16 protein-coding genes are annotated in these 13,472 nt (G+C 29.0%); 12 read left to right on the top strand and 4 right to left on the bottom strand.

Annotation, left to right across the window (positions count from 1 at the left end):
• The first annotated feature begins 291 nt into the window (after positions 1 to 291).
• Positions 292 to 1,449: an alpha/beta fold hydrolase gene (locus V6137_RS16695; protein ID WP_425449101.1), complete on the top strand. Its 1,158-nt coding sequence runs from the start codon at positions 292 to 294 to the stop codon at positions 1,447 to 1,449.
• 192 nt (positions 1,450 to 1,641) lie between these two features.
• Positions 1,642 to 2,193: a DEAD/DEAH box helicase family protein gene (locus V6137_RS16690; protein ID WP_425449100.1), complete on the top strand. Its 552-nt coding sequence runs from the start codon at positions 1,642 to 1,644 to the stop codon at positions 2,191 to 2,193.
• A gap of 104 nt (positions 2,194 to 2,297) precedes the next feature.
• Here V6137_RS16690 and V6137_RS16685 read toward each other — a convergent pair whose 3' ends face one another.
• On the bottom strand, positions 2,298 to 2,510 hold the full coding sequence (locus V6137_RS16685) for a hypothetical protein (protein WP_425449099.1): 213 nt from the start codon (positions 2,508 to 2,510) through the stop codon (positions 2,298 to 2,300).
• Between the two features lie 555 nt (positions 2,511 to 3,065).
• Between V6137_RS16685 and V6137_RS16680 the strand changes: the two genes are divergently transcribed.
• The 10 genes from V6137_RS16680 to V6137_RS16635 all read left to right on the top strand — a co-directional run bounded on the left by V6137_RS16680 (position 3,066) and on the right by V6137_RS16635 (position 11,331).
• On the top strand, positions 3,066 to 4,934 hold the full coding sequence (locus tag V6137_RS16680; RefSeq protein ID WP_425449098.1) for an alpha/beta hydrolase family protein: 1,869 nt from the start codon (positions 3,066 to 3,068) through the stop codon (positions 4,932 to 4,934).
• Positions 4,935 to 5,264: 330 nt separating this feature from the next.
• Positions 5,265 to 5,690 carry a MarR family winged helix-turn-helix transcriptional regulator gene (locus V6137_RS16675; RefSeq protein WP_425449097.1) on the top strand — a complete coding sequence of 142 codons (426 nt, stop codon included), beginning with the start codon at positions 5,265 to 5,267 and terminating at the stop codon, positions 5,688 to 5,690.
• A gap of 113 nt (positions 5,691 to 5,803) precedes the next feature.
• Positions 5,804 to 6,376 (top strand): YbhB/YbcL family Raf kinase inhibitor-like protein, encoded by a 573-nt coding sequence (locus tag V6137_RS16670; RefSeq protein ID WP_425449096.1) that lies wholly within the window; start codon positions 5,804 to 5,806, stop codon positions 6,374 to 6,376.
• Positions 6,377 to 6,407: 31 nt separating this feature from the next.
• A complete protein-coding gene (locus V6137_RS16665) occupies positions 6,408 to 6,557 on the top strand; it encodes a class I SAM-dependent methyltransferase (RefSeq protein ID WP_425449095.1) in 150 nt (49 codons plus the stop codon).
• A gap of 120 nt (positions 6,558 to 6,677) precedes the next feature.
• On the top strand, positions 6,678 to 7,565 hold the full coding sequence (locus V6137_RS16660; RefSeq protein WP_425449094.1) for a DUF2268 domain-containing putative Zn-dependent protease: 888 nt from the start codon (positions 6,678 to 6,680) through the stop codon (positions 7,563 to 7,565).
• Between the two features lie 118 nt (positions 7,566 to 7,683).
• Positions 7,684 to 8,610, top strand: a complete 927-nt coding sequence (locus V6137_RS16655; protein ID WP_425449093.1) for an ATP-binding cassette domain-containing protein — start codon at positions 7,684 to 7,686, stop codon at positions 8,608 to 8,610.
• A gap of 171 nt (positions 8,611 to 8,781) precedes the next feature.
• Positions 8,782 to 9,711 (top strand): transposase, encoded by a 930-nt coding sequence (locus V6137_RS16650; protein WP_425449092.1) that lies wholly within the window; start codon positions 8,782 to 8,784, stop codon positions 9,709 to 9,711.
• A gap of 345 nt (positions 9,712 to 10,056) precedes the next feature.
• Positions 10,057 to 10,476 (top strand): hypothetical protein, encoded by a 420-nt coding sequence (locus V6137_RS16645; protein ID WP_425449091.1) that lies wholly within the window; start codon positions 10,057 to 10,059, stop codon positions 10,474 to 10,476.
• Positions 10,477 to 10,594: 118 nt separating this feature from the next.
• Positions 10,595 to 10,978 carry a type II toxin-antitoxin system Phd/YefM family antitoxin gene (locus V6137_RS16640; protein WP_425449090.1) on the top strand — a complete coding sequence of 128 codons (384 nt, stop codon included), beginning with the start codon at positions 10,595 to 10,597 and terminating at the stop codon, positions 10,976 to 10,978.
• Positions 10,978 to 11,331, top strand: a complete 354-nt coding sequence (locus V6137_RS16635; protein WP_425449089.1) for a type II toxin-antitoxin system RelE family toxin — start codon at positions 10,978 to 10,980, stop codon at positions 11,329 to 11,331. The genes V6137_RS16640 and V6137_RS16635 overlap by 1 nt, the downstream gene beginning before the upstream one ends.
• Before the next feature lie 241 nt (positions 11,332 to 11,572).
• Here the strand turns inward: V6137_RS16635 and V6137_RS16630 are convergent, their stop codons facing one another.
• The 3 genes from V6137_RS16630 to V6137_RS16620 form a co-directional block, all read right to left on the bottom strand.
• A complete protein-coding gene (locus V6137_RS16630; RefSeq protein WP_425449088.1) occupies positions 11,573 to 12,073 on the bottom strand; it encodes a hypothetical protein in 501 nt (166 codons plus the stop codon).
• Between the two features lie 20 nt (positions 12,074 to 12,093).
• Positions 12,094 to 13,008 carry an amidase domain-containing protein gene (locus V6137_RS16625; RefSeq protein WP_425449087.1) on the bottom strand — a complete coding sequence of 305 codons (915 nt, stop codon included), beginning with the start codon at positions 13,006 to 13,008 and terminating at the stop codon, positions 12,094 to 12,096.
• 69 nt (positions 13,009 to 13,077) lie between these two features.
• Positions 13,078 to 13,245, bottom strand: a complete 168-nt coding sequence (locus V6137_RS16620) for a hypothetical protein (RefSeq protein WP_425449086.1) — start codon at positions 13,243 to 13,245, stop codon at positions 13,078 to 13,080.
• Positions 13,246 to 13,472: the final 227 nt, after the last annotated feature.

Genomic DNA, 13,472 nt, shown 5'->3' with positions numbered 1-13,472 from the left:
TTGGTCTTAATTTTATCTTGTCAATAAAATTGTACCCTATTTTTGGGGGTGGCAAGTATTTTATATATAAATTTGTAAAAATAAAGGTTTTGTCAAGGTTTTTTGATGAAACTTTTGACAAAACCTTTATTTAGAGGGGAGATAAAATATGAAATTAGATATTTCTAGTAATAATTTTATTCAAGGCTTAAAAAAACTGTGGAAGGAAAAGCCTGTCGTTATATTATCAATGTTTGCTGTTATTTATTAGCTACATATATTTTTCTTTTACGTCCTAGACTTATACCAACTATGTCAACAGTATATATAGAGTTAATAGTGCAAGGGATAGTTATAGTTGGATTAATTTTAGCTATTATAGTTTTTCTAGTGACAACTTTAATAACATTGGGAGTAGGCATAATAACCCGCAATAAGGAGAAAGTTACCCGATGGCTATATAAACTACGTAGTCAAATTATAGTAGTAGTTTCCTTAATATTGGTAGTAAGTATTATGGTTATCATATCACAAATGGTGGCTTATACTCCACCAATTTTAGGAGAAGATGGAGAAGTGCTAGAAAATAGTATAGCTAGTCTTGAGAAAATAAATATTGATGGAAGTGATCAGTGGGTAACAATACGGGGAGAAAATAAGAATAACCCAGTATTATTGTTTTTAGCAGGTGGATCAGGGGGAACCCAGTTAGCAGCAACAAGGAGTCAACTAAGAAGGCTTGAAAAGCATTTTGTGGTGGTGAATTGGGATCAACCGGGGTCTGGCAAGTCATATCATGGGGTGGATATAGACACTTTAACTCCAGAGTGTTATATTTCCGATGGACATAAATTAACTACTTATTTAATGGAAAGATTTAATAAAGAAAAAATATATATTATGGGAGAATCCTGGGGCAGCGCGTTAGGTACTTGGTTAGTAAAGCAATACCCTGAACTTTACCATGGATTTATCGGTACAGGACAAATGGTTGCCTTTGAAGAAACTGAGTTAGCTTGTTATGAAAAGGCCCTTGAGATTGCAAAAGATCGGGGTGATACAGATAAAGTTAACGAGCTAAAAAGTCAAGGAGCACCCCCATACTATGGAGATGATGTTACGTGGAAATCTTCTACTTACTTAATGTATCTTCATAATGCCATGGCAAAAAATTCGGTTATTGCACCTACTGATCATAATACCATTAAAGATGTAATAGGACCTGAATATGGTTTATATGATAAAGTAAATTATTTTAGAGGAATAGTTAAAACTTTTAATCAAGTATATCAACAGTTATATGAAATTGACCTACGGAAGCAAGCAACAGAGTTAGAAGTTCCAGTTTATTTCTTTATAGGAAGACATGATATAAATGCTCCTCCTAGATTAGCTGAAGAATATTATAATATGATAGATGCACCGAAAAAAGAACTTGTATGGTTTGAACACTCTGGTCATGGACCTTGAATAAATGAAAGTGATAAATTCGTTGATAAGGTAGCAGAGCTTTTACTGAAGGAATAATTGCAGAGTAATTTAATAAATATATGAAAAAATAGTATACAAATAAAAGTAGTTATGGTACAATACCCCCTATAACTAATAACTACTATAAAATATTGACTAAATGTGATTTATATTTGTATAGGAGGGGATGTTTTGAAGTTAGTATTTTTAATTGGCGATGCAGCAGTGGGGAAAATGACAGTTGGACAGGAACTTATGAAAATTACCAATTTACGATTATTTCATAATCATATGACCATTGAACCAGTTATTGAAATATTTGGTCATTTTCATGGGAAATCAATAAGTAGAATAAGAGAAGTTATTTTTGAAGAATTTGCAGCATCGGATAATTATGGGTTAATATTTACATACATGTGGGCTTTTGATCAAAAGTCCGACTGGGATTATGTTGAGCATGTAACTAATATATTTAGAAAAAACGGTGCGGATGTTTATTATATAGAACTTGTTGCACCTCAAGAAATAAGGTTGCAAAGAAATGTTACTGAAAACCGCTTAAACAATAAGGCTTCAAAACGAGATATTGAAGCTTCTAATGAACGACTTATTAATGATGACAAAAATTATCGTTGTGTTAGTAACGATGGCGAGATAACATTTGAAAATTATATAAAAATTGATAATTCCAATCTTTCTCCAGAACTTGTTGCAAAAACCATAAAGGAACGTTTTAATTTATAATATTCTTATATGGTGAACTAGATATTATTAATAATGCAAAAAAGATTAGCCTATATTTTACAGAATTCTGTAAAATGTAGGCTTTATTTTAATTGTAAAAACTTTTATTGAAATATGTTCTTCAAAATATTGGCTTTAAATCTTTTGAATTTAGACATGTCATGATTAATAGTAAAAGCACCAACTAATAGAAGGGCTAATCCAGCACCTAAACTTAATCCAGTAACAAATTCAGGTAATCCTATTAAAGCATCGGGTATTAATGTCAGAACTATAAGTAACAGACCTATTTTTATACTTTTATTTAATTTTTTCATCAAAACCACCTCAGATATTTTATTATTTTATTGATGACTATGGTAAAATTTACTTTAATACTTTAACTTAATTATATAGAACATTATTTAGTTAGGCAACTAAAAGTACAAAGTATAATGAAAAAAAGAATTTAGATAAAGGGTTTGCAACATAGATGACTTATGCTTGCAAATCTTAAATGGTATTTTTATTAATAATAAATTAAATTACAGAGAAAGATTGTGAAAAAAATAGCATACTTTCCACATCTTATATACATAATACATATAACTTAGCATACAATGAAATATGTAATTAAATTTAGAAAATTCAAAAAAATGAAGTAGTATCTTTACTATATAACGTAATAGTGATATAATTAGGGTAACTAAATAATTGGGCATGAGATTAGGAGAGCCATACTAATATACCTATTTAAAGATAGGAAAATTTAGTATGGCTTTTTTTATTTGTTTTTTCATGACCTCTATAGTTTATTTAAATTTCTATAGGGAGGTGATTACTAAATAATATATGAAATAAGTTATTATAAAAATTTAAAAGGGGGATAAAAAATGAGTAACAAGAAAAAGAATTTACGAATTCTGGCCATATCTTTAATATTATGCTTAATAAGTATGATTGGAGCATCTCAAATTCAGACATCAGGTGGGAATGTAGAGGTGAAAGACCTACGTTGGGAGACACCTTCGGGACACCTTATGAGTGCATTATTATTTATTCCTGAAAATGCTACTAAGGATACTCCGGCTCCTGCGATTGTTACTAGCCATGGCTGGTATAACAATCGAGAAATGCAAGATTTAAACTTTGTTGAATACTCCCGTAGAGGATATGTGGTGATGTCCATAGACATGTATGGCCATGGAAATTCTGATGCCGTAGATCCAACTGAATGGCCAAAGCGTGGTACTGGTATGTATGATGCGGTAGAGCTTATGTCTAGCCTTCCATATGTTGACAAAAGTCGTATAGCAGTTACTGGTCATTCAAATGGAGCTAGAGCTGCCAATTGGTCTGTTAAAGAAGATAATCTCAAAGAAGATGATGAACAGTTAATCTCAGCTGTATTATTAGTTGCCAATGATGCCATGTATACAACTAATCCCATGGAGCCATTATACTGGAGTATAAGATCCGATAACCCAGAATATACTAATAATTATGGTAGTCGAGATGTTGGCATTATTGCGGCCCAATATGATGAATTTTTCTTCCGTAGCAAACTAGAAGATGGTGGTCATACAGTTCCTAGAGATTATATTAAAACTGATTATGCACAATCATTTTTGAACTTTGGTGTAGATCCAAATGTGGAAGGAGAAACCCGTAGCAGTGATACTATTTATAAACAGAAAATTAATGGTGAAACAGCTAGCCGTGTTATTTATAACCCTGCTCAAATTCATCCATGGAATCACTTTTCTTCAAAATGCGTATCTTATGGTATCGAGTTTTTTGGAGATGCCTTTGGAGCCCCGGAACCAATAAAAGCTAGTAATCAAATCTGGCAATTTAAAGTTATATTTAACCTTATCGGCTTGATTGGATTTGGTATGTTTATAGTAAGTTTTACTAAAGTAATGTTATATACAGAAACCTTTAGTTCCCTTAAATCTTCTAAAAAAGCCACAATTGGACCAGAACCTGAGGGTAAAGGGAAAGTTTGGTTCTTTGGAGGATTAGTTTTAACTGCATTAATTTCTGGTTTTAGTTATATAAAACTTTTCAATTGGACTCAAAGTAATCGTCCTGACTTTTTCCCCCAAAGTCCTGTATTTTTTATAGGTGTATGGAGTGCGGTCGTAGGTATTGCAGTCATATTAATAACCATATTGTCATATAGATTCTTTAATAAAGAACAGGGAATGAATCTTAGAGATTCAGGTGTTATTATAAGTTTTAAAACACTACTAAAAACTATTGGATTGGCTTTACTTGTAGTAGTTGCATCCTTTGGGTTAGTATTTATAGCTGATTATTTCTTTAAGACAGATTTCCGTATATGGGTAATAGCTGTTAAAGCATTTACACCAGATAAGATTTTAATAGCTTTAAAATATTTACCGTTTTTCCTAGTATTCTATATTGCAAATTCTGTAGCTGTTAATTCATTTAATTACATAGCTATAGGGAAAAAAGAATGGATTAATACAGCTTTATTAGCTTTATTTAATGGTATTAGTGGCATAGTTATTATTGCTATTCAATATATTACATTCTTTAGAAGTGGAGATGTATTTTTCACAAGTGTTTCTAATATAGCAGGGATTTGGCTTTTTCCAATTGTGGTTATTTTACCAGTTGCAGCTATTATTTCCCGTAAAATTTACAGAGAAACTAGAAATCCATATCTTCCAGGTATAATCAACGCCACTATAGTGACAGTGATAATGTGCACTAATACATTGACATTACTTTAGTTTTATATTAAAGACTCCATCTCAAAAGTATTGGTTTGATTATTATGAAATAAAAAGGGTTAGATAAAAATTTGTCTAGCTCTTTTTATTTGTCAATTAAACTTAGATTAAAAAAAGAAGAAATATTATGCCTAAGATACTTAAGGCATGGGAGTAGTATTTTTTAGATTAAGTTAGAATAGAGATTCCAATAAAATATTATCTAAATTAATTTAAAATATTGATTTTTTATAATGAATAAGTTATAATAAAAAAGTATTTCGCGTATGAAATATTATTGCACGAAATAAAAAGCTCAAAATAATAAAATAGTTGAAAGGAGGAGTTAGGATGGATGACTTATCAAAGGGTTATGAAATTGCTTCCCTAATTAGAGAGATAAATTCTAAGTTAAATCATGGTATTAAAAATCAACTTAAAGAAACTGGATTAACTATGCCACAACTAATAGTGGTTAAGGTACTTTCTAAAAACAAGAGATTAAAAGTAAGTGAAATTAGTAAAAAAATTAAGCTTGTGAATAGTACAGTGTCTGGAATAATAGATAGGCTTGAAAAGCAAGATATAGTAAGAAGGATACGAAGTAAAGAAGACAGAAGAATAGTCTATATTGAACTATCTAATAAAGGCAATGATATTGTTAAAAAGTATCAACATACAATAAATAACTTCTTTAATAATATTTTCATTAACTGCAGTGAAGAAGAAATGGAGACTATTTTAAAAGGTCTTGAAACATTGAGAAAACATATTTGATGACAAACTATTTTTTAAAAAATAATTTTCTCTACATATAGAATGTTTTATAAAATCATAGGATATTTAATGGAAAGAGGAGACTAGTTAAATTTTAAAAGGGGTGTAAAGGTATGAAGTATTTTGTTATGGGGTTGTGTATTTTTATATTAGTATTGGTAGCTTTTATTGTATATAAGAAGATTACTAATGTGGCTGATTATGTAAAACCACCTGTAAATTTAAAAGTAACCAGTGAGGCCTTTAAAGATGGAGGTAATATACCGGTAAAATTCACTGGTAGAGGAGAAGATATTTCTCCTCAGTTGGAAATTCAAGATGTAGATTCTAAAGCAAAGACAATAGCCATTATTATGGATGATTTAGACCATCCCATAGGGGTATACAACCACTGGGTGATATGGAACATTCCAGCAAGTTTTAGTATTATACCAGAAGGTATACCTAAAGAGAATGTAGTGCCTTCGTTGGGAAATGCCATACAGGGGAAAAGTGCCTATGGGGGGAAACATTATTATAGAGGACCCAAGCCACCCTTTGGCAGTCATAAATATGCATACAAAGTTTATGTCTTAGATACTATTTTAGATTTAAAAGAAGATGCTAATAAGCGTGAACTACAAGAAACAATGAAAGGACATATACTACAGTATGGAATACTAGAAGGGAATTTTAGTACATCATAGATGTTTATATCCTTGGTCAAAAGATATATTAATGAAATTAATTGGATTTTGTAATAATACTGATTTAGAAAAAAAGGTATTAGATTGTGGTGCAGGAGGAAATAGACCTCATCTTACAATGTTCTATGAACAGGGATATAAAACAAAGGGAATAGAAATATCAGATAAATCCTTGAAGTGAATTTTATTTAGAAAATAACTAAATTATAAGGTATAATTATATATATTAGCCTGATAAAAAAGGGGAGTTATTAAGTAAGTGTTAGGTTAACAAAAGAAATTTTAATAGGGGGAAGACTTTATGAAGGTCAAAATTAGAGATATATCCAATAATTTTTGCGAATTTTGGGACAAATCTAAGGGGAAAAGTTATAATGAGAAGGTAAAAATATGGAAGTCAGTATATGAAGAACCAAATAGAGATGTTTTTGATAAACACTTATCACTTGCAAGAATATTTAAAAAAGATTTTAATTTAGAAGATAGATATGAACACTCATTTAGAAAATATGAAAATTGTATTAATAAAGTAAAGTCCATTAATGAAAATATAGAAGAAAAAATTATGGAAACTTGTAATGCTTGCATGAAATTATTTGACATAGGCAATGATTCTGATTTAGAATTATGTTTTGTTACCATGGTAGGTCTCTATTTAGCTGATGGTTGGGTTAGTGATTTTAAAGGAAGACCCACAACTTTTTTTGCTATGGAATATATGCCTAAACCTGAGAATGTAAATATTTTTTTAGCCCATGAAATAACCCACTGTATCCATAATAATATATCAGAGTTTGGAAATGATTTAACTTTGGCAGAAAGAATTTTTATTGAAGGCTTTGCAGTGACAGCATCAAAGAAATTATGTGAGGGTAGAGATACATATGTATATATAGGTAAAAGTAATGAATGGTTAATACGAAGTATGGAAAGCTGGGAATATGCAAAACAAGATGTCATTGATAATTTAGGAAATAAAACAGATGAGTATACTTCAAAATATTTCATGGGAGAAGATAATAAAAGTTTAAAAATACCGGCACGTTCAGGTTATACCTATGGTTATTTCTTAGTAAATAAGTTATTAGAAAAATATACTTTCCATGAGATGATAAAGTGGAAGAGTGAAAGAATTATAAAAGAAGTGAATAAAGAAATTATAAACTTAGAACTAAAGCTTAAAAAATAAACTATTTAAATAGAGTAAAGTAATATAAAAGTGTCTATAAATTCGGAATATTAGCATAAAGAACTTATTATGGAGTCATAAAACAGCTAATACACCTATTATGGTGGGAAGTCTTATTATGATAGTAAATTATATTAGGCAAATGAGTGATTCATTTGGTGAAATAATAAGTAGTTTCTATGAAACATTAGAATGGAAAGCCGCTTTAAAGTCAGTTAATCCAATTTTAGAAGGATCTAAAGACAAAGTTTTATCTATAAATAGAGGAGAAAATATTTGTTGGAATAATGTTAGTATAAAAGATTTAAACTTTCAATATTCCGATGATAAAGCAACTCTTACTAATATTAATATGGATATTAGTAAAAATAGTAAGATAGCTGTTGTAGGACTTAGTGGGTCAGGAAAGAGTACACTAATCAATTTATTAGCTGGATTTTATCAACCAGATAATATGAAAGTTACAGTAGATAATCAGGAGTGCTCAGACTTAGGGTTAATAGCAAATACTGCAATAGTAGCTTCTCAGGATGCAGAAATTTTTGAAAATACCATATTATCTAATATAACTTTTGGTTTAAAAGCTGAATCTTCTGAAATAGAAAAAGTTATACATATGGCGGGCTTAGATGATGTAATAGAAAAACTACCGGAAGGACTTAATACAGATATAAGGGAAAAGGGAGTTAACTTATCCGGTGGAGAAAAGCAAAGAATCTCCCTTGCTAGAACATTATTTTTCTCTAAATCCAAAAAAGTATTACTATTTGATGAGATTACCAGTAATGTAGATGCTTTTAATGAGAGATTAATTTTTAAAAGAATTTTAGAAAATTATGAAGAACGTACCGTGATTTGTACTATTCATCGCCTACACTTATTGGAAATGTTTGATAAAGTGTTGGTGATGGACAACGGACATATTGTCCAGAAGGGAAACTTTAAAGAGCTCATTAATACCAGAGGTCACTTCAAGGATTTATGGGAGAAATACTTAACGTCTGATGATAATTTTAAGGAAGTAAATCAAGCTTGTGATTTTTAATAAAAGTGACAATAATAAAACCCCTCGTGTCTATATATTGACGAGAGGGGTTCTATAGTGGAATTTTTTAAAATTAAAACCGGTTCATTGGAAAAAATAAAAAGTTGGGTATAAAAAGTATCCCTTAAGCTAATACTTATATAATAAAAAATTAGTGAAAGGGGTATGGATATGCCAAGACCACTTAGGTTAAAAACCAACTTTTCAATTTATCATGTAATGATTAGATCTGTAGATGGTATATTACTATTTAGGGATGATGAAGATAAAGACCAATTTTTATTAAGAGTAAAAAGATATAAACAAAGATATGGATTTAAATTATATGCATATTGCCTTATGGATAACCATGCTCATATGGTTATTGATGCTTCTGGTGCAGATATAAGTAGAGTAATGCATGGTCTAAATTTATCTTATGCTAAATATTATAATAGAAAATATAAAAGAAGAGGGCATGTATTTTGTGATAGATTTAGAAGTGAGATAATAGATAAAGACAATTATTTACTTCAGGCATCAAAATATATACATAAAAATCCTAGAAAATTGAAAGGATGGGGTAAAAAAGTTTTTCAATATCCATATTCAAGTGCCTCCATATATCTAGGAGATTCAGAGGATAGTCTTGAAATACTAGATTGTGAATTTATATTAAAATTATATAGTAATAAAAATAAAAAGAAAGCCATAAAAGAGTATTTAGACTTTATGCTCGTACCTAACTCTAAGGAAGAAGAGAAGCAAATTGAAGCAGAATATGGTTTTATGAATCAAGAATGTGAATATAGAAGTGAAAAAGTAACTAAAATGAAAGATATAGATCCTGATAAAATAATAGAATTTGTAGGAAATTATATAGGGGAAGATAAAAATAAGATAAAAATGAAATATATCAGAAATATGACGGATGCTAAGTCTATAAGTATGGTATTTATGGTTAGATTTTGTAATTATAAGATAAAGGATGTGTGTAGGTATTTTGGCAACATAACTCAGGCGAGGGTGTCGGGATTATGTTCTATTGGAGTAGATATATTATTTAATAATGAAGAATATAAAAATATTATAGATGATTTTTTAGAAGTATATGAATTTTAAATCAAATTTGAAGTTAAAGGTTAAAATTTAAATATAAAAAGGAAAGTCTAGTTTTATTGGAATGAAAGTGGACAAGCATTATAAAAATATTAAAATACTTCTTAGAATATGTAGTAATAATAGTTTTACACCCTCTAAAATGTATAAAAAATTAAGTTAGCATAATGAACCGGTATTATATTTATATTTTTTTAATAAATAAAGAATAAAATAATACAATGAACCGGTTTTATATTAAACCGGTTTTATATTACATATTCTTAGAATTGTGAAATCGGACACGTTGAATAAGGAAATAAAGTTTATAATATTTATGATGTTTTTATAATAAATTATAAAGTTTATATGTCAGCACCTTCTGATGAACCAGACTATACAATAGATTCTAATAAAGAAAGTAGCATTATAAAGTTCAGGATAGATAATGATAGATTATTTTTGCTTAGCCTAATGAAACTAAATTCTATAGTGATACTTGAAAGAGAGGATAGCTTTCAGCTAAGGCCCCATGAAAAATGGCAGGAGCTTAAGAAGGGGAGATCTTTTCAAAGTTGTTCTACATGTATCCATGATCCAGGAGAAAATAACAAATGTCCTGTTTATGATATTAAAATAAAAAATAATACTAGTATTAGCTGCAGTTCTTACGCTTTTAAGTTAGCTCAGAATGAAAAAGGTTATAAAGGTGGAGAATATATTAAGCTCGATATGGAGTATAATATCGATAGATTAATGGAAGATGTATGTCAGGAATGGTTGTTATAATTAATGAATATTTTAGGTATAAATATACCGCAAATATTCATTAAAATATATTGAAAATTTTGGGTGTAAATAGTATAATATAATTAACATAATAATATAATAATAAGGAGAGAGTTATATGCCTATGATATATAATAATCTAGAAAAGGTGGAAAGTAGAGTGTCTCCAATAAATGATGGTTTTAGAGATATATTAAAAAGAATTATTCCAATATCAGAATTAACCAGAGGTTCTGGCTCTAAAATAATATCTAAAGCTAAAGAGGAGAAAGAGCCCTATATAATAGTTAAGCATAATAAACCCCAAGCTGTTTTATTATCCATTGAAGACTTTGAAGAATTAATGGAAATAAAAGAGAACTATGGTCTTTTACAACTAGCTATAAAAAGATTAGAAAAAAATAATTCTGCTAATGAAAAATCATTTGAAGATATCTTACTAGATGAAAACATAAGCAAAAACGAACTAGATAAGTTAACTGAGGAAGTTGAAATAGAATAGTGGAAAAATGGGAAGTTAAATTTATAGAGGAAGCTGTAAAAGACTTAAAGGGATTAGACGGTAGTGTCAAAAAAATAGTGTTAGCAGGAATCAATAAGGTTAGTTATAACCCCTTGCCTAAGTCTAAAGGTGGCTTAGGCAAGCCTTTGGGGAGTAAAAATAATAATAATTTAACAGGCTTTTTTAAAATAAAATATAGAAAAATAAATATTAGAGTAGTCTATACATTAGTTAGAGACAAGCATATTATGAATATAGTTGTTATAGATAAAAGAGGCGATAACAAATGCTATAATGCAACCAATAAAAGAAAAGAGCAATATGGCAAATCTATATTTAAAGATAATTTTTAGTGAATATATTAATTTAGGTATATAAGAAAACTGCCACGTACATCCTTATAGTAACTACATTAATTTAAGTACCAGAAAAGAAGGTGCGCGCATACCTTCTTTTCTTTTTAGAACACAACTGAGCCTTATCAGTTTTCTTATTTATAATATACCATTTTATTGGGTTTTATACAACTATTTACTTTGAACTCTGCAACTGATTTCATTATTTCTCAAACAAGACATAATAATTTACAATTCTTTATTTGATTTTCTGCATAGTATTTGTTAATTCTGTATGAATATCGGCTCTATTATTGAATATTTTTTCTGCTATATGTTTAGGAAAAAGTGATCTTATTGAGGAAGGATATCCTTCTCCGGATTCGGGAGTCTTTAACTTAGTTACTCTATACTTCCCTTGGTCTTCTTCTTTTAAGACTATTACAACGGGATCGATGTTAGCTGTAATCCCCATCACATCATCTCTCATATAATGTATTTCATTTAACACATAAGCATAAACATATATTCTGTTCCATTTCTTTTCAACCTCAAAAACTTTGTGGGATTCATACATCTCAAATTTTGGTCTATTATGATATTTTGAATATACATTTTCTTTTGTATATTCAATTATAGCATTTTCCATACCTTGATTATAGTCTATTATTTTTCTATTTCTAAATAAGTTTGTTGTGAAAAATATTATAAGTAAAACAACAATTATTACAAATAATAAAATTAACCTTTTTGACTTCATAAAACTCCTCTCTTAATATGCTACATTCCATCGGGATATTCTATTTCTATCAACCTCAACTGAGTATAGTACCAGGTGCTATCAAATGCGTCTATTAATGGTTTATCTTTCCTATTTGATGTATGTCCACAATATAATACTCCGTCTTCTGAGTCTATTTTAGATGCTATTACTGTATGAGCATATCTAGATTTAAGTGCATTATAGAATTGTATTACATCTCCAGGCCTAGTATCATCGTTTATTTCTGTAACATTGTAACCGTCGTAAGACCTAGATGAAAATCCTTTATCGTCTGTTAAGTAATCATATAGTTCAACAGTTCTTATCCATGAAGTTGAATAGTCATCTTCATTAAAACAGTACCAACTAGGTCTTGACATGGGAATATTACCTGCATGTAAGCATTGAGAGACGAAATTAGTACAGTCGTTGTTAAATTCAGGGTACTTTGTATTATAATTTTCATAATATCTTCTAGCATATTGTATTGCTCTGTATGCACCAGGGGTTGGTTCATATTGAATTCTTATATCTTCATTAGACTGGATATTCTCGCTTATTTTTTTAGATTTTTTTACCCATTTTTTCACCGATAAAGCCTTTTTATCAATTGATTTATAGGCTTCTTTTAATCCACTATATAGCTTATTGTTGTAATTATCATCACTAACAGCTTTTCTATCAGGACCTTCTAGTGGATTATACACATCTTTTATAATACTCCAATCACTTTTATGTTTATTTAAAATTATATAGTGCTTAATAGTGTCATTAGTTGTGTATTCTTTATCTGATCCTCTTTGATATGTCAATGTAATATCTAAATTTAGATCAACAATGCATTTATTATTATTAATGTCTATATCATTATAATTTATTGTAAATTGATAATCATTTAAGCTTTTATCCATTTTATCATATAGTTCGATCATATATTTGTTATGTAATTTAGTATATTCTCTTAGAGTATTATCACTTACTAAGTCTTTATAGTCAGGTACTTAGTTAGATTTAAGTGAGTCATAGTTTTTATTTAGATAGTCCTCAATTAGTTCTTTAATTATAGTTTCATCCTTCGAACCAAGCTTGTCCATGTTTGCAAAAGTCATAGTACTACATAGTAATGAAAAAATTAAAATTAGACTTAATGAAATAATTCTTTTTTGCATAATGAATCTCTCTTTTTCACATGTTAATTTTATTTTTGGTTTGATAATATAGTTTAAAGTATTACTTTTGTGATGCGATATATTGTCAGTCTTTAACTCTTAACATAATTTTGAGTAATAATCATTTAAGCCTTTAGACTATTTTTGATTAAAATTTTATTCACATATGTTCAACCTCCAATCTCTAAAATGTAAAATTTTATCTACAATTATAATAATATCAAGCG

Source organism: Dethiothermospora halolimnae (genome assembly GCF_037577855.1).
GTDB classification, from domain to species: Bacteria; Bacillota; Clostridia; order Tissierellales; family VENL01; genus Dethiothermospora; species Dethiothermospora halolimnae.
The sequence above is the reverse complement of the archived record's forward strand: the minus strand, read 5'-3'. Positions and strand labels throughout refer to the sequence as shown.